The following is a 16,855-nucleotide window of genomic DNA, read 5'->3' on the forward strand; positions in this document are numbered from 1 at the left end:
CGTATGTTGATTACAGAATTGGGCTATTTTGCCTTGCTTACCGCTTTTGTATTGGCGTTATTGCAGGTAATTCTGCCAACTATTGGTGTTATTCGTAACCAAGTTGCTTGGCAACGACTAGCCCCTAGCTTAGCTTGGGCACAGTTTGCCGCCATGATAACGTCATTTGGCGCTTTGATAGCAGGTTTTTATTATAATGATTTTAGCCTCAGTTACGTCGCGCAGCATTCCAATACGCTGTTGCCTTGGTACTATAAGTTATCGGCGACATGGGGCGGACACGAGGGCTCTTTGCTGCTATGGATGACCATCATGGCCACATGGTGTGCACTGGTATCATACTTTAGTCGCGGCTTGCCGTTATCAATGCGTGCGCGGGTATTAGTTATTTTGGCCGGTGTACAGTTAATGATGCTAACAATGCTGATATTTACCTCGTCACCGTTTGAGCGTACCTTACCCAATCTAGCGGTCGATGGCGCTGATTTAAATCCTGTCCTACAAGATTTCGGTCTGATTATTCATCCGCCCATGTTATATATGGGCTATGTGGGTATGGTAGTGCCTTTTGCATTTTGTATGGCGGCATTGTGGGAAGGGCGTTTAGATGCTGCTTGGACACGCTGGTCACGTCCATGGGCGCTCGCGGCTTGGGGATTTTTGACCATTGGTATTGCACTGGGCTCGTGGTGGGCCTACTACGAGCTTGGCTGGGGCGGTTGGTGGTTTTGGGATCCGGTAGAGAACGCCTCGTTTATGCCTTGGCTTGTCGGCTTAGCATTGCTGCATTCATTAGCAGTCACTGAAAAGCGCGGGGTGTTTAAAGCATGGACCATCATGCTGGCTATTTTCGCCTTTGCCTTAAGCTTGCTTGGCACGTTCCTGGTACGCTCTGGAGTCCTTACCTCAGTGCATTCGTTTGCCGCTGATCCGACGCGTGGTTTGGTCATCTTAGCTATTCTTGGCATTATCATCGGTAGTGGTCTATTAATGTTTGCCGTTCGCGGTTGGCGTTTAACCGTTGAAAGTCAATATCAGCTGATTTCACGTGAGTCCTTTTTAGTGATCAATAACGCCATCATTTTGATTGCAACCTTAGTGGTGCTGCTCGGCACCCTCTATCCTATTATCGCTGATGCCTTTAGTCTCGGTCAGGTATCTGTAGGGCCTCCATACTTCAATGCGCTGTTTGTGCCTTTGACATGGCTGTTGTTAATCGCTATGGGTATGGGCTCTAATATTCGCTGGAAACAAGATAAGCGTCCGTTACTAGGGGTGGGTATCGCCATTGCCGCTAGTAGTATCGTATTGGCTGCTATTATCGCCTACTTTACCAGTCCATCTGCTATGTTCAATATTGGCGTGACTTTAGCGGTGAGCTTTTGGGTACTGCTATGGATGATCGTTGACTTTAGAGACAAAACCAAGAACGCCCCTAATTTCTTTAAAGGTCTGCGTCAGCTGCGTCTTAGCTATTGGGGTCAACAGACTGCTCATATTGGCGTATTGGTTGCTGTCATTGGCATAGCCTTTACTAGTAGCCTGAGTATTGAGCGTGACGTAGCAATGGGTATTGGCGATACAGTCAATGTTCAAGGTTACGATTTTGAAGTAACTGAATTTTTTGAAATAAAGGGTAGTAACTTTGATGCAACGCAAGCGCAAGTGGTGGTATCCAAAGACGGTCGTGAAGTGGCGAAACTGACTCCAGAAAAGCGTACTTATATTATCAGCACGATGCCAACAACTGAAGCTGCTATTGACCCCAGTCTTATGCGCGATGTTTATGTCGCACTGGGCGAACCTATTGCCGATGGTAGTAACCAATGGGCATTAAGGATTTATGTAAAACCATTAATTCGCTGGATTTGGTTAGGGGCAATTATCATGGCTCTAGGTGGATTAATTAGTATGCTTGATAAACGATACCGCATCAAAAAAATTAAAGCTCCGTTGCTAGTTACTGGTAGTTTGGCTACTTATGGAGTCAATGAGGTAGCTATTGAGCAGGCAATCTCAGTATCGACGATGTCGACACTAAAGGAGAAATAAATGACTATGTCGAATAATACTCCTGAGCAAAAAGATAGCCAAAACAGTAAGCAGCGTAACCCAAAGACAATGAAAAAAAAGCAGACGAAGCTATGGTTCTTAATTCCGCTTATCCTCTTTTTTGGTTTGGTAGTTATATTGTACATGCGCTTAGGTAAACCAACAGACATTGTGACCAATACCGCTCTTGAGCGTCCGGTTCCTACCTTTGAGCTGCCGTTATTAGCAGATACTACCCGTACTATCACCAATGATAATTTGCCGGATAAGCCGTTTTTACTTAATGTTTGGGGCTCATGGTGCCCAACTTGCGTTATTGAGCATCCGTTTTTAATGCAACTAGAAGAGCGCGGCGTTGATATCGTTGGTGTGAATTATAAGGATGAGATTGGTAATGCGCTCAGTTACTTAAACCGAGGCGGTGATCCATTTTCTATGTCTATTCAGGATTCATTGGGTCAGTTTGCTCTAGACTTAGGCATAACTGGTGCGCCCGAAACCTTTGTTGTGGATGGAGATGGCATCATTCGTCAGCATATTGTTGGTGAGATTAATGAAGCCAATTGGCAACAGCGTGTTAAGCCGTGCCTGACAGTACTTAATAAGGCTAATAAGAACAACGATAGTCCTGATCTCATTCAGGTTGAGGAGATGTGCAAATGAACGTTACTCGAATAAGAGCTCCTCAACTAAAACCCAATATAGTTTTAAAACTAGCAAGCTTAATACTAGCGTGTCTGCTTAACATGACGGCAAACGCAGCTATTGACGTATACGATTTTGACTCACCACAGCAAGAAGCTCAGTATCGTGGATTAATAGAAGAGTTTCGCTGCCCAAAATGCCAAAATCAAAACCTTGCAGCCTCTGATGCACCGATTGCACAGGATCTAAAGCAAAAAGTCTATGATTTAATTAAAGATAGACGTAGTGATGCTGAAATACGCGTCTATATGCAAGAGCGCTACGGTGACTTTATTAGCTACAAGCCGCCTATGCGACCATCAACATGGATCCTATGGTTTTTTCCACCACTATTATTGCTCGTCTTAATTATTGGTTGGTTTTGGCAAAGTAAGCGTCGCCAAGTTGTTGCCCGTGGTCAAAGCGGCGTCACAGTGAACAGTACTGCTGCCTTGACCTCTACGGAAAAGGCTGAGCTTGATCGTCTATTATCGCAAGCTGAGAGTGTCGACCACGACATTACTAGCCTAGAGGACAAAAAATGACTCTATTTTCTACTTTTGGCTTATTTGTAACTCTAAGCTTGCTGATTGCTCTTATATTTGCGCTGATTGCTATTATGCCATGGCTACGAGCACCGCGTTTGCAGTCCAAACCAATAGACAATCAACTGCTAGATATTAATGTTGCAGTATTTCGCGAACGTTTAGCTGAGCTACAAACAGATAAAGACAGCGGTACTATTAATAATAGCCATTATCAAAATCAAAAGCTGGAACTGGAGCGTCAGCTATTAGATGTGCAGCGTCAGATAACACCTATGGTCACCCCTGATGTCAAAAGCCGTTTAATTGTCGCAGCTTGGATCCCAATATTGGCTGCAATGGCGTATTTACTAATAGGCAATCGTACGCCCGTGTTTGATTTGTGGACAGCTGAGGACAAAGTAGGACAAGTGGCTGACGACCTATTGACAGCTAAAATTGACAAGCCGCCATCATGGGCGTTTGAAGATGGTCGTCAACTGATTAGCGCCATGCAAACCAATGTTCATCGTAATGCTGATGATCCTAATCGCTGGATGCGCCTATCCGAGCTTTTCTTATCTATGGAGGCAACTGATTCTGCGCTGGAAGCCTTATCTCGTGCCTATCGTTTAGCTCCTGAAAATGAAGAAATCGCCACCACTTATGCTCAGACTAGCTTTTTCGTTAATGAAGGTCAGTTAGACGCCAATATTCGCCGTGTATTACAAGCTATATTAGCTAAGAATCCGCAGCATGAACGGGCTCAAATGCTCATGGCAATGGGTGAGACTCGTAGTAGTAACTTTGCCCAAGCGCAAGGTTGGATTAAACGCTTACAAGGCAGCATTGTGGCCAAACCAGGTGATCATACTAAAGCTTTAGCAAGCTTAGATGAGTTAAGCAACTACGTTAGCACGCAAGAAAAGCAAGCGCTAGAAGGTATTGACGTGACAGTGAAAATTAACGCTAATTTATTACCGTTAGTGAAAGCTGATGATGTGTTGTTTGTTGCGATACGTGACGTTAAAGGAGGTCCACCGTTTGCCGCCAAACGTTTACCCATTAGTATTATCAAGCAAGGTGAGGCTAGTATCCGCTTAAGCAATCTTGATGCGATGATGCCAGATCGCACGTTAAATTCAGCTCGTAGTGACAAAACTCAGTTAGCAGTCGTTGCTCGTATTAGTCATAGCGGTAATGCCATAGCAGAGTCAGGCGACTTATCGGGTAATCCTATAGTGATTAGCGCTGAACAGACTCAGGTTAATGTTGAAATCAATCAACAGATTCCCTAATAAAAAATTATTACCGTAAGTTTCATAACACCAGAGCGGTAAGTGGAGCCGTTTATAAAAGTGGCGCGATTAATAGTCGTATACCAAAAACATATACGTTTAACATTGTTCATTGTATAAACACAGATAAAGAAAACAACTATGACTGAATCTACCGACAGATTAGATAGTACTAAATTGAATAGCGTTGAATCGGCTAGTACTAATATTGCTGACAATAAAGTACCTATAGCTGTGAGTAGTACTCATCAATCGATTGACTCTAAAACCATGAATCATACGCCTAAAGCTATGTACGTGACTTCAGGCAACTCGATAACACCTAAAGGTAAGTTGGATAAAATGCCAAAAATGGTTGCCAATGGCAGTCGCGCTTTTATCTGGTATTTGTTGGCGATAATGGTGTTAATACTTGATCAATGGACTAAGTGGTTGGCCCAAACCAAATTAGCGTTCAATGACCCCGTACCGGTCATTGAACCATTTCTCAACTGGACACTCGCTTATAACTATGGGGCAGCATTTAGCTTTTTAGCCGACGCTGGCGGTTGGCAGAAATGGTTTTTCTCAGGCTTAGCTTTTGTAATGGCTATCTTTTTAACGATTTATTTAATCAAAGCGCCACGTACAGCCAAGCTATTGTCTATGGGGTTGGCCTTAGTGCTTGGCGGTGCGATTGGCAACTTAATCGATCGTTTAAGAATTGGCAAAGTGGTTGACTTTATCCATGTGCATTATGCTGATGTCTGGAATTATCCTATTTTCAATGTTGCAGATATAGGTGTCTGTGTCGGTGTAGCGTTGATTATAATTGATATGATATTTTTGGAAAGTAAGCGTAATGAATAAACAAGTGAATATTGATCAGTACAAATAAAAAGAACTAGCGTCATAGCTGCTCTATACGGAAAGATACTTTTTATACTCAAGTGTGTTTATAAAAATGCGAACTGGAAGGTGATATATGATTAATACAAATACTCTCTCATTCTATATCCCAAAACCCAATGCATAATTGTATGCGAGTGAACGCAGGATGATTTTGAAGTGGCTAGACGAAGGCGTGACGTGCTAAGTGGTAGATGACAAAAACCAGTACTTCAAAGCTCTGGACAGGGCCATTATTATAAAGACATTGAATACCGCCTAAATTATTTATTGAAATAACAAAAGGATAATATAGTGTCACATGCTCAGCTAACTATCAAACAAATACATAATCTTAGAAAAAAACAAAGTGCCGCATTAAAAAGCCTTACCATTATAGGCTACCTAGAAGGCACCTCTTTCTTATTATTGCTCTGTATCGCCATGCCACTAAAATATATGCTGGACATTCCAGAAGGTGTGAAATACATCGGTATGGCACACGGTATATTGTTTATTACCTATATCATAATACTTATAGGCTCAGCTATCAAAATGAAAATGCCTCTTTGGGCAATACCTGCGGGCGTACTCGGCTCACTCTTACCTTTTGGCCCGTTTATATTCGATCATTTACTAAAAAAGAATTTACAGGAAAGTGTAAGTAAAGAAGCCTAGAACAAGCCCTGCTGCAAATGCTACAAACGTACCTTATTACTCAAGATTATTTTTCCTAACTAAATCACAAGCCGCCATCACTCATCATGGCGACAAATGAATAACATTGAGCAGAAATTAATCACAATAAAATTTTAATTCAGACCCAGTATGAATAATCTAACACTCTAGTCACTTTTCGAACTTATCTTACATACTATCGACAAACCCGTATTGTTTAAAAGCTAAACAGGTTTTGTCATCCGCGATGGATTTCCTATTATCCTAGGGTATACCCCAGGGGCACTATCAAAACAGGTCTCTTAATCAATTAATAGTCTACTTATAATAGACTGCAATAATGGAACTACTTATAACAGACTATTTTAGGTGTTTATGTTTATCAGAGCATAGAGCGCCAATCAAAGATCAAGATGCCAAGCGTGCCAAAAGTGAGCTCATATAGCTTGCTGCTGATCATGGTCACAAAATTGCCGCCTTCTATGTTGAAAACGAGTCAGACGCAACTTTAATACGTCCACAGTTAATGTAACTGATAAATGATGCCCATGAAGGCGATATAATTTGGTTGAGCAGATTGACCGCTTAGCACGTTTAAACCAAGCTGATTGGGATACTCTCAAAAGAATGCTATTAGAAAAGAAGCTGGCGGTAGTATCAGAAGAGCTACCGACCTCTTATATAACGCCTCAATCTGATAGCAGCATTGAATTTATGAGCAGCGTATTACAGGCCATCAATTCGATGATGCTTTATATGCTCGCTGCTATTGCTAGAAAGGACTATGAAGATCGACGTAACCGTCAGATGTAAGGTATTTCTCGTACTAAGGTAGAAAGTAAATATTCAGGACGTAGGAAAGATACCGAGAAGCGTAAGATTATCGCTAGCCTTCTGAAATCTGGGCGTAGTTATTCTGAAATACAAGCTACAGCTAAGTGCTCGCGTCATTTGATAGCTGTATAGCTAAATAAATACTCAAATACTCAAATACTCAAATACTCAAATACTCAAATACTCAAAATTATTTTGAGGATCTGTAATAACCTTGTCAAATAAAAATTGTCTGTTATCAAAGTTCCTCTAATATATTCTGTTTAAGTAAGAAAAATATTGATTACGTTTCAGGTGACAGTATTTTAGCCGAATCTTTTATAAACGAATCATTATCGTAACGATGACACAAATACTAGCTTGAGCTTGATTATTAAGGCAGACTTTCCTGCGTATAGCAGAGTTTGTTCTAACTATTCAAACCATTTGCTTCATCTTTAAATGTCTCTACAACCACAGAGAAAATATCGTCCCAAACCTCATCATTTGCCAAAAACGGATAATCTTTCAATAGCTTATTACTTTTAGCACCCTTATTCTGCAGCATGCTACGAATGATTCTATCGGCATAGCTGTTGGGCATCTCAATAATCTCTTTTATCGCCAGTCGTGCATGGTCATGTTGTCTTAGGTACTGTGACTCGTTATGCATCTCTTTTTCAATAACATGCGCAATCAGTCCTGATAAGTACTGAACATGAGGCGTCAGGTCCATAAAGCGCCATGCCGGTTGAATAAGGTGACTGTCTTCAAAATTTAAGTTTGAGCGAATACCATCAGGGTAAGTAATCGCTTGTTTATCAAAGCTGTAATGATCACGGATTTGCTCCATAAGTGGCACGGATACACGGTCTAAAATTTTATCATAGGCATGACGGTCTGAGGGATGCTCAGCGATGGCTTGCGATATAGGTAAGATAATCGGCTCATGAATGATCTGGTCGCGTCTGAGTACATCGTTAATTAGGAAGCGATGTACTCGGCCATTGCCATCCGCTAGCGGATGAATATACACAAAAGCAAAGGAAGCAACCGCACTACGTATCAGTGCCGATTGTCCCTCGGTCTTTTCCATAAATGCCTGTAACCCTTTGAGCTTTTCAGCAATGTCATCAGCAGGTGGCGCAATATAGTGCACAATCTCTTTAAAGCCATTGACCTGAGTATGCGACACAAAAACTGGAGATTGACGGACGCCATACTGCTGGATGACCGTTTTGCTACCAAGTATCTCTTGTTGCAACTCTGCTAGCGACTCAGGATCAAGCGGAATATCGCCCTTGCCGGTACGCCGTGCCATCACATCGGCGAAACGTTCAATACGTTTTAACTCTTTCCCTTCACCTTCTATAGTAAAACTGGCTTTACTCTCTCGTAATGTCATCCATACGGAGGCACGCATCAGTAAGTCTTGCCCAAATTCATCGTTCAGCTTGTCAACCATTGTGGCAATATCGAGTGCAGCGGCTTGCGTAAACAACTCTGTTTTCACCAATTGAGGACAGAAATGACGGGTTCCTGCAAGATTGTCATTGATACGCCAACGAGCATTCTTTATGACATGCGCAGGGCTTGAAGTAACCTGCTTCTTAGCATCTAGAGCATCCACATAGTTACCGCCTAAATTACTCGGTACTGCTAACTGCTGACCCATGAGCCACTCATACAAGAAAGCCATTCTACGGGCATAGCTGCCTGTCGGCTCAGCGTTTACCCATGCTTGTACGTCATCAGCACCTACCTGCTCAAATAGACGAACCAGTAACTCTAAATTCAGTACTTCATGACGCATGTGAAACTGTAAGTGCGCAATGATAGTGTCCAGTGGACGCGCGGTTTCCTGATAAGCGTTATGAATGACGTCACCGTCTTTATAGGTTTGTCTGCGCCCACCGATACTACTGCTGACATATAAAGGGGACACCAGCTCGATGCTGGCATAACGGATAAGCCATGCTGCGCCAATAGGGTCTGAAGTAGGGGTATTCATCATGAGGGGCTCAAGCGATTATAGATAAGCCATTTTGCAGAAAAGCGATTATGAATGCAATATAATGATTATAATGAAGCCTCATTGCATTAAATCGATTTTTATATGACGCTGTGATGTCTTTAGATAAAGATCGAAGGGCGTTTTAAGTGGGCATAATTGAACGAAATTGAATGATGAAAATACACCGTTCTTAACACAGCTACGTAGTAATAGAGTACCTATTTCTGCAAATAAAGCCTTCTTGCCTCGCGTGTAAAGCCTTATATATCAGCTGTTTATGAACAAAAATAAAATAAAATACCTCAGCTATGAGCCTGGCTTTAACACCCGGTAAACAGTAGCTACGCCAACACCAACTGCCTTAGCGATTTCCTCTTTTGTCATATTGCCTTGACTGTCTAATTCTCTAATACGATTGTGTTTCGTTGTATTAGGCTTCTTACCGGAGGGCTTATAGCCACTGTTAGCCAATCCCTGCTTGATACGCTCTCTACGCTTGTCGTTATCAAGCTTTGCCATCGTTGCTAATAAGTCGATCAGCATATGGTTAATCACTGTTAGGATCTCACCTGTCATGCCATTATTAACTGTATGCGTCGTTGGTAGATCAGCCACCACCAATCGCAAGCCTTTGTCTTTGATACGCTGCTTTAGAATTGCAAAATCATCTTGAGATAATCGGCTTAATCTATCCACGCTTTCAACCAGTAGAATATCGCCTTGCTCAGCGTCCTTTAGCAGCTTGGCTAATAATGGTCTATCGAGCTTTGTACCACTGAAATGCTCGACGTACTCAACATGGTTATCATCATAACTTGTACTGAAAGCCACCAAATCAGCCAATGCTCTGGTAGCGTCTTGATCCTTAGTGCTGGCTCTCACATAAATACGAACAGTCATAACCCACCTCTATTATTTAGACTTAATAATTAGTGCTCATTGATAATAACAAGATATTACTATCATTTAATAATATAAAAAAGTCTAATGATAGATAGATTATCATTTAAAGGTTTTATGTTTTGGGTATAGGCTAATGATAGGGCAAAAGCGCGGCGACCAGTCCCATAATTCAAAAGCCTGTTATAGATGGTTCCATATTAACAGTCTATTTTGAGTAGTCTGTTAATATGTTTGAAGGGTAAAATAACTGGTTTCCTTGGGGTATACGCCTAGAAACTAATTTTTCTGTTTAAATAGCTTCTTAAGATAATCACAGCTTGCTTGGTAATCGTTTTTACAAGACAAATTTAACCACTCTTTTGCCATAGAATCGTTCTTATCAACGCCTAAACCTTTATGATACATCATTCCCAGATAGTATTGAGCAAGCTCACTACCTTTGCTCCATGTCTCATCAACCGTATTGAAATATTGGTTCCTAGCGGCTTTTTCATACCACTTGAAGGCTAAGCTGTAGTCTTGAGGCACACCAATTCCATTGTAGTACATTTGAGCTAATTGATATTGAGCAGGCTTACTTCCGTGTTTAAGCTCTCCATAGTTATAATAGTAGTATGAAGTAGCTGCTGCTTTTTCAAACCATTTAACAGCTTCATCAAAGTTCTGAGGAACATCTACACCATCATAATACATTTGTCCTAACTGGTACTTAGCAGAAAGTGTACTAATATACCTATAATCATCTCGATTTATAACTTTTTCAAACCACTCTTTAGCTTTGTCTTTATTTTGAGGGACACCTAAACCTCGACTATACATCAGTCCAATGTTGTAAGCCGCATTAGTATCTCCTTGATCAGCGAATTTCTGAAAAATATTTAAGGCTTTGCCATAATCTTGAGGAATGCCTAAGCCTGAGTAATACATAAGTCCTAAAATGTATTCAGCATCTGTAGACCCGTTATTAGCCGCCTTTTGGTAATAATTAAATGCCTGATTATAGCTTTGAGGAATGCCTGCCCCATGATAGTACATATCTCCAAGTCGATATTGAGCGTGAACATCGTTATTGTCGGCTAACATTTTATACAATTTAAAAGCTTTGGCATAATTCCGAGGTTCTCCGTATTTACCTATATAATAAATATTGGCAAGATTATTTTGAGCAGAGGGATGTCCGTTATCAGCAGCTAATTGATACCATTTGATCTTATTTACACGATCATAAGCTTCTAGACCAAGCATAAATTGGGCTGGCGCATATCCTCGAACAGCAAACCATTCATAAGATTTCTTGCTATCATTAGGCGCTTTTGAATTCTCTAAATATAGTTTTGCAAGCTCTTGCTGAGTGTGATTGTCTCCTATTTCTTCTGCTGTAGCTGTTATGGATAGCCCAAAAGATATAGCTAAAATGATTATAGTTTTTTTTAAACTTCGCATATTGAATTGTTCCAAGATAGACATTGGTACGGTTTATTTGCTCATTCTAAGGGCAACATATATGTGAACGCAGAGAATCTTTAGTTCACATTCATATTTGAAAAGCCCATCGAATGTACGCTAGGAAGTACACTGCAATTATTTAGATAACTCGAACTGTTGCTACCACTAGCCTACAACCCAATATTCAAGTCTTCACTAGGGAACCGAATCAGTGAAAGTACCTAATTGGTTCCTTATGGATATACTGCGTTTATTATAGATGTGTTTGTCCGTAGTATTGTTGGCTGGAAGGTGTCTAATCGTATGAACATCGATATGGTGATGGCAGCGTTAAATCAAGCCATTGCAGACAGAAACAACCCAAAAGACGTTATTCATCGTAGTGATAGAGGCGTTCAGTATTTATCTATTCGTTATACTGATAAGATGGCTGATTCTGGCGTTATTACCTTTGTTGGAACGCGGGTAATTCATATGATAATGCATAGTACAATTGGTTATGTATCACCTTTTGAGTTTGAAAAGCAATATTATGATCGTCTTAATGAATCAGGCAAAGTTGCCTGACTCAAATAAAACGCTCTCCGATATAGTCGGGGCGGTTCAGATAGCCAACTGGTTTAATATTATTCCGGTATATATGGGGTTAAAAAACGCACTAAGGCAGTGATTATTAAGAGTATTAGAAGAAGGTGTTGATATTTTATAAATCGTTCTGGGATAAATAAACACAGCACAGATACTATAAAAATTCCTATAATTTCAATCAAATTAGATAGACTTTGAGAGCCAAATCCTAGCCCAGTTAATACGACCCACAAAAATGATGGTAAGAATACTAGGCTAAATTTCTTCAATGGTTTATTCATAGGTTAGGCTTATCTTCTATGTGGGCGCAATTTCTATTGCACCGGCAACGGCACAACCCTGATATACTTCGCCTGCGTAAGTTAATATTGCAGTAAGTTCATTTTGATAGCCATTGTCATCAATACAAAGGTTATTTTTTATATTCACAACAATAGGCTGTCCATTGATAGTACTCGCGTATTCGACACCTTCAGTATTGACAGAACCAGAACCCACCACGATAACTGTTGCTGTCGTTGGCTTTAAGAAATTCGCCTCTATACTTAGCTCATTTCCTTCAATCACTATTCGCCAAATTTTTTCTTTAGCGGTGTTTCCAAAAGCAGTAAATGCCGCTGACGCTACCGGCACTTCTATTGTAGGCTGCTTACTCAGATCCGTGGTGTCGGCACGATGGTTATTACAAGCCACTAGGGTTAAGCTGCCCGTTAAGCACATTGTCGTTAGAAGCAAAGTACGCATAATTTTTCCTTTAAATATAATAAGAGAAGAGGGCGTTCAAAACTCTGTGTCAACTAAATTAAAGACGCTAGCCAATTTAATAAACGCCCCGTGCGTGATTATTTGGATTCTTGATTGGATAATATTTGAATATTTGCCGTATTTTACTAGCTTGAACATATCATTCACTGGGGTGGAGTGTTAATCTGTTATGTTTTTTCATTGGATTTGCTTTGGTCTATTGTGTACTAGCTAAAATCTACTCGAAGATATGGATGTAATATATAGTTTGTCCGACACCAATAAACTCAACTATTTTGGATGTTAAAATAATCAATTATTTTTTAATACGAAAGGTTTTAAGATGAAATCAAAGAAAATACTCGCCCTTGCATTTGTGATGTCGTGTATAGCTGCTTTAGCAGGCTGTAACACAACACCTGATAACAGTAGTCAGTATACTAATGCAGTAGAGACTTCTCATAAAAATAGTCACAGTAATATTGCTAACCCCCAAGTTTTGGATATCAAGGGCAGTATTACTGGCTATGATACAAAGGAATATATATTCCATGCACAAGCTAATCAAGTATTAAGAGTAGTAAGACAAAACACATCAGACGATGTGGTATTAAAGTTACTGTATCTTGGAAATAACAATAAAACTAGTGAACTCTCTGGTGATTTCCAAGTCCTGCCTTATACAGGGGATTATAAGCTTATCGTAAGCCAAACACGCAATGATGCCCGTAAGCATGCAAACACCGCAAAAAACTTTAATTTGAAAGCCTTTATCACTGACCAGCAGCAACCATCTAACCAGCAAAATTATGTCGTCAACTACAAGTGTGATAGCAACGAAAATCTAAGCGTAACCTACCACTTTAATAACCAAAAAACTAGTGCGACAGTGACTTACGATAATATTTCACAACAGCTAAACTTTGATGATCAATATAGTAAAAAAAATAATCCAGTATTCTCCAATAATAACTACTTACTGAGCGTAGGAACTATTAATGATGGCGTGTTTGGAGACTCAATGGTCTACTCTTTGTTAGATTTAAAAAAATCTAAAGGTGGCTACGCGTTATTGCAAAACTGTCAAAAATTATAAACGCCTTCAGAAAAATAAAAAAGGGAAAATAGCCATAATCAGATAATGGGAGTTTCCCAAACTTTGTGTAACTGCTTATAATCCACTAACTGGAGAATAAGCAATGACTAACCAAAACGACATTAAAAAACTGGCCCAACAGATGGCTGGTAGCATGAAAAGCTGAGAGCATCCTACATTTTGTGTAATTATTGATGAAAGCCACACAGCTGTTACACAGAATATAGGATGCTCTCATCGAACTTTCTTACTTTTTAGAGTAACTCAGCTGCTTGTAATGCTATTTCTTTAACATCTAAGCTAAGGGCTAAATCTGCATTGATCAAATCTTCAATATCGAAAAATCTAGCTTCTAGGGCGTCATCACCTGCTAGAGGATCACCAGAAACCCAAATACAAAGTACGGCTACAAGAACAAAATGGTGACGAAGCTTACCACTACTATCAAAGTCAAACGCGTCTACAGCGTTAAATGTCTTAAAGGCTTTTGATACAATGCTTGTCTCTTCATAAAGTTCACGAACGGCAGCATCTTTAACAGTTTCCCCACGTTCAATTTTACCACCGGGAAAACCCCATCGACCTGCATCGGGTGGGTTAGCACGGCGTACTAAAAGCACCTTTCCATCTTTAAAAAGTACTCCAATAGTAGCTACTATTGGACGTAGGCTCTGTGGTTCGTATTGTATTATAGGTTCATTACTTAGTATATTAGACATAAAAACTCAATTGAGAATAGGACATAGAGGATAGCTTAATATTCAAGTCCTCACTAGGGGACCGAACCAGTGAAGGCACCTGATTGATTCGCCATAGGTATAGTCTTTTGATACGTTAACTAAAATGGTTTTACCACCTTAGTCTATTCTAGGTAGGCTATTAGCTTTATTATCGCTTTGGATAGCTGGTTTCACTGCAGCATAATCTATCTCTATTCATTTACTAATGCACTATAACCAAGATAGTTTATTCCTACTAAAGTTAATAATATCAACTGAGTAATAAAGAAGAGTATGACTACGCTAATGAAGAAATATACAGCAATTGGAATGTAATCAAAGTTAGATAGAAGGAAAAATTCTTTGATTACCTCTATAGAGAATAAGAACCTTATTATTGTAAGGTTTATAGTTAAAAGCAAACTCACTGCTGATAAATAAGCGAATAACATTGTTAAATATATTCGTCGAGTTAGTGGCTGCTCGTATGTACCTGGAAACCCCTTATTAGGCTTAATGAGGAAAGGGGGGTTATCTTCATTTATATACTTATCTATTGCCTTTCTATTTATAGCTGATATTGCTGATAGAGAGGCTATATAAAAACCTGGAAGAATGGCTAACAGCGTAAATAAATCTGCAAATCTGTCACTTAATAAGTAGTTACTTTCCTCATAGCTATATGCTAACCATGTAGTGCCTATACTTAATAATAAAGAAATAAGCAAAGGGTACAGTAAAACTAAAGGATATCGTAATATAGATATCGACCGATCCCGATCTTTGTTCTTATGTTTGATATTAAGGAAATCAAAGACTTGTATCGCTTTATTAAGCATATGACCTCCTATTATTTTATTAAAAGTTACTAATCATTTCATCGTAGAACTGCTCAACAGGCTCAGGAGACTCCAAATTCATCTTATTATGTGTATTTAAATCTCTTTCTTCCCACTTCAGATAAGTTCTCTTGGCAAAACCATCAAGAACACCATCAAGAATTTCGTGTTTAATTTCTGAACCCGTATCTTCATTCTTAATTAATAGGTATGTTGTAGGAGTTTTATCGAAGCTTTTCTCGTTTTCTTTCTTTAAATTCTCAGCAAATTTGAATATTTTTGATTCTGTTATTTTCTCCCAAGCGGTTGTATTTTTCTCAATTTTGACTGTAATACTTGCTGTTGTCTCACCTGTTTTTAAGACACTGTCGAAGTCACGTTCGACACCACCCTCAGTGTCATTGCTCTTTGTTCCGGTTAAGAGAACCCCATTTAACAATCCCTTCTTAATGTCATCCAGAACTGTATCGGTTGTAACAACGTTAAAACTGATATTAGGAACGCACTCTATATCCTCTTCTGTCATCGAGTCAGATTGTAAGAGATCTAAGTCAGTATCTATCAATGCTAGTAATTCAGCTATTATGCTTTTAATGTATGGTCTAGTTAATCCAGTTACTGATTGAATGCATATATTAGGCGCAGTACGCATCTTTTCACTACTATCAGCTTTAACGACTATATGTACAAGTGTCCTTAAGCCATGCGCGTCAGGTATTTTTTGCTTTATTCTGCTAGCACCTATATTCTCAACGATTCTATCGTCTACTTCACTGTCATAAAAACATAGCAACAGTTTGTAGTAATCATCTTCCTTTTCGATAGATATCCATCTAACCCATTTTTTATTATTATGAAACTTCCTTAGAAGCTTCCCTTCATTCTTTTTTTGAGGTTGGAAAAGAGAAACGTTATTTTTATAGTAAGCATGTAGCTCACTAAATATCTTTTCTGAACTTATTAAACCAAAGTGGACTTGACCTTGCTTTTTTCTACTCTTTCTCTTTTTATTTACGTTGAGACAATAATAATCAAATCTTATATTTTTTGACAAAACACTCTCCCATACTATTTCAGTTTATCCATGTTGACAACGATGATCGTACTGTATGTGACAACGCATGTCGTCTTATTGGACCTACTAATTCCTTCCGTCAAACCCGTATAGTTTAACTTGGGTATTTTAGTTGCGCAGTATCTATAGCACCCAGCCTTATCGATCACACTTTCCCACCCACACCTTTAAACTTCTCAACAAAAGCCGACATTTTCTGGAAAACACTTTGCTTTTTGGTTAGGTACTGTGGATTAAGAGGGCTTAACTTAGGTAGGACTTCATTCAGCTCCGTACCATTCTCACTGGCGTATTCACGCTTTAAAGATGCCGTTATATAACGCTTAGCTGCCTCTTCATTAAGATTTTCAGCAACAATCATATCTTGCGCCTCACGCTGCTGCTCTGTTTGAGCAAAGCTAAAGAAGGCCTCAATAATGCTGGATTTATCAGGGATGTTATCCAAGTTGGTTTTATTGATGAAATCTACTACCAGGCTTTCTTTAGCACGATTACCAAGGCTTGCTCTAATTACA

Annotated in this window: 15 protein-coding genes and 2 pseudogenes; 9 read left to right on the forward strand and 8 right to left on the reverse strand. The window is 39.6% G+C overall.

Annotated features, from left to right (window positions below; genetic code table 11):
- The first annotated feature begins 3 nt into the window (after positions 1–3).
- The 7 genes and pseudogenes from M0N77_RS12780 (at position 4) to M0N77_RS12810 (ending at position 7,069) form a co-directional block, all read left to right on the forward strand.
- Entirely contained in the window at positions 4–2,052 is a 2,049-nt protein-coding gene (locus M0N77_RS12780; protein ID WP_025643925.1) for a heme lyase CcmF/NrfE family subunit, read from the forward strand.
- Positions 2,053–2,715, forward strand: a complete 663-nt coding sequence (locus M0N77_RS12785; protein WP_011513682.1) for a DsbE family thiol:disulfide interchange protein — start codon at positions 2,053–2,055, stop codon at positions 2,713–2,715. It begins immediately after the preceding gene.
- Between the two features lie 83 nt (positions 2,716–2,798).
- The gene (locus M0N77_RS12790) at positions 2,799–3,281 is read left to right on the forward strand and encodes a cytochrome c-type biogenesis protein (RefSeq protein WP_020443538.1); all 483 of its coding nucleotides are present in this window, start codon (positions 2,799–2,801) and stop codon (positions 3,279–3,281) included.
- The gene (gene ccmI / locus M0N77_RS12795; protein WP_025643930.1) at positions 3,278–4,558 is read left to right on the forward strand and encodes a c-type cytochrome biogenesis protein CcmI; all 1,281 of its coding nucleotides are present in this window, start codon (positions 3,278–3,280) and stop codon (positions 4,556–4,558) included. Before M0N77_RS12790 ends, ccmI begins: the two co-directional genes overlap by 4 nt.
- A 141-nt stretch (positions 4,559–4,699) precedes the next feature.
- The gene (gene lspA / locus M0N77_RS12800; protein WP_037026031.1) at positions 4,700–5,407 is read left to right on the forward strand and encodes a signal peptidase II; all 708 of its coding nucleotides are present in this window, start codon (positions 4,700–4,702) and stop codon (positions 5,405–5,407) included.
- Positions 5,408–5,740: 333 nt separating this feature from the next.
- Positions 5,741–6,103 carry a DUF3817 domain-containing protein gene (locus M0N77_RS12805; protein WP_058023733.1) on the forward strand — a complete coding sequence of 121 codons (363 nt, stop codon included), beginning with the start codon at positions 5,741–5,743 and terminating at the stop codon, positions 6,101–6,103.
- Positions 6,104–6,443: 340 nt separating this feature from the next.
- A pseudogene (locus tag M0N77_RS12810) lies at positions 6,444–7,069 on the forward strand (recombinase family protein).
- A gap of 277 nt (positions 7,070–7,346) precedes the next feature.
- Here the strand turns inward: M0N77_RS12810 and M0N77_RS12815 are convergent.
- The 3 genes from M0N77_RS12815 to M0N77_RS12825 all read right to left on the reverse strand — a co-directional run bounded on the left by M0N77_RS12815 (position 7,347) and on the right by M0N77_RS12825 (position 11,276).
- The gene (locus M0N77_RS12815) at positions 7,347–8,930 is read right to left on the reverse strand and encodes a Fic family protein (protein ID WP_082787299.1); all 1,584 of its coding nucleotides are present in this window, start codon (positions 8,928–8,930) and stop codon (positions 7,347–7,349) included.
- A 306-nt stretch (positions 8,931–9,236) separates the two neighbouring features.
- Positions 9,237–9,830, reverse strand: a complete 594-nt coding sequence (locus M0N77_RS12820; RefSeq protein ID WP_011959997.1) for a recombinase family protein — start codon at positions 9,828–9,830, stop codon at positions 9,237–9,239.
- A 279-nt stretch (positions 9,831–10,109) separates the two neighbouring features.
- Positions 10,110–11,276: an SEL1-like repeat protein gene (locus M0N77_RS12825; RefSeq protein WP_198331103.1), complete on the reverse strand. Its 1,167-nt coding sequence runs from the start codon at positions 11,274–11,276 to the stop codon at positions 10,110–10,112.
- A gap of 243 nt (positions 11,277–11,519) precedes the next feature.
- Here M0N77_RS12825 and M0N77_RS12830 point away from each other — a divergent pair.
- Positions 11,520–11,846, forward strand: a pseudogene (locus M0N77_RS12830) (DDE-type integrase/transposase/recombinase); the annotation flags it as partial.
- Positions 11,847–12,164: 318 nt separating this feature from the next.
- On the opposite strand, the gene M0N77_RS12835 reads toward M0N77_RS12830, so the two are convergent.
- Entirely contained in the window at positions 12,165–12,611 is a 447-nt protein-coding gene (locus M0N77_RS12835; protein WP_353105654.1) for a hypothetical protein, read from the reverse strand.
- 343 nt (positions 12,612–12,954) lie between these two features.
- Here M0N77_RS12835 and M0N77_RS12840 point away from each other — a divergent pair, with 343 nt between their 5' ends.
- Entirely contained in the window at positions 12,955–13,707 is a 753-nt protein-coding gene (locus tag M0N77_RS12840; RefSeq protein ID WP_011954800.1) for a hypothetical protein, read from the forward strand.
- A gap of 254 nt (positions 13,708–13,961) precedes the next feature.
- Here M0N77_RS12840 and M0N77_RS12845 read toward each other — a convergent pair whose 3' ends face one another.
- From M0N77_RS12845 to M0N77_RS12860, 4 genes are all read right to left on the reverse strand, one after another.
- On the reverse strand, positions 13,962–14,426 hold the full coding sequence (locus M0N77_RS12845; RefSeq protein WP_007115209.1) for an NUDIX hydrolase: 465 nt from the start codon (positions 14,424–14,426) through the stop codon (positions 13,962–13,964).
- Positions 14,427–14,638: 212 nt separating this feature from the next.
- Complete coding sequence (locus M0N77_RS12850; RefSeq protein ID WP_192992592.1) at positions 14,639–15,265, reverse strand: hypothetical protein; 627 nt, start codon at positions 15,263–15,265, stop codon at positions 14,639–14,641.
- A 19-nt stretch (positions 15,266–15,284) separates the two neighbouring features.
- Complete coding sequence (locus tag M0N77_RS12855; RefSeq protein ID WP_353105655.1) at positions 15,285–16,319, reverse strand: hypothetical protein; 1,035 nt, start codon at positions 16,317–16,319, stop codon at positions 15,285–15,287.
- Between the two features lie 166 nt (positions 16,320–16,485).
- Positions 16,486–16,855 (reverse strand): type I restriction endonuclease (locus M0N77_RS12860; RefSeq protein ID WP_353105656.1); only part of this gene is annotated, 370 nt, incomplete at its 5' end.

Origin of the sequence: Psychrobacter sp. AH5, from assembly GCF_040371085.1 — a bacterium.
In the GTDB taxonomy this organism is placed as follows: domain Bacteria; phylum Pseudomonadota; class Gammaproteobacteria; order Pseudomonadales; family Moraxellaceae; genus Psychrobacter.

Bases quoted from the DNA above. Each gene is read 5' to 3' on its own strand.
- M0N77_RS12780 (WP_025643925.1), top strand. From the start codon at position 4: ATGTTGATTACAGAATTGGGCTATTTTGCCTTGCTTACCGCTTTTGTA.
- M0N77_RS12785 (WP_011513682.1), top strand. From the start codon at position 2,053: ATGACTATGTCGAATAATACTCCTGAGCAAAAAGATAGCCAAAACAGT.
- M0N77_RS12790 (WP_020443538.1), top strand. From the start codon at position 2,799: ATGACGGCAAACGCAGCTATTGACGTATACGATTTTGACTCACCACAG.
- ccmI (WP_025643930.1), top strand. From the start codon at position 3,278: ATGACTCTATTTTCTACTTTTGGCTTATTTGTAACTCTAAGCTTGCTG.
- lspA (WP_037026031.1), top strand. From the start codon at position 4,700: ATGACTGAATCTACCGACAGATTAGATAGTACTAAATTGAATAGCGTT.
- M0N77_RS12815 (WP_082787299.1), bottom strand. From the start codon at position 8,930: ATGATGAATACCCCTACTTCAGACCCTATTGGCGCAGCATGGCTTATC.
- M0N77_RS12820 (WP_011959997.1), bottom strand. From the start codon at position 9,830: ATGACTGTTCGTATTTATGTGAGAGCCAGCACTAAGGATCAAGACGCT.
- M0N77_RS12825 (WP_198331103.1), bottom strand. From the start codon at position 11,276: ATGCGAAGTTTAAAAAAAACTATAATCATTTTAGCTATATCTTTTGGG.
- M0N77_RS12835 (WP_353105654.1), bottom strand. From the start codon at position 12,611: ATGCGTACTTTGCTTCTAACGACAATGTGCTTAACGGGCAGCTTAACC.
- M0N77_RS12840 (WP_011954800.1), top strand. From the start codon at position 12,955: ATGAAATCAAAGAAAATACTCGCCCTTGCATTTGTGATGTCGTGTATA.
- M0N77_RS12845 (WP_007115209.1), bottom strand. From the start codon at position 14,426: ATGTCTAATATACTAAGTAATGAACCTATAATACAATACGAACCACAG.
- M0N77_RS12850 (WP_192992592.1), bottom strand. From the start codon at position 15,265: ATGCTTAATAAAGCGATACAAGTCTTTGATTTCCTTAATATCAAACAT.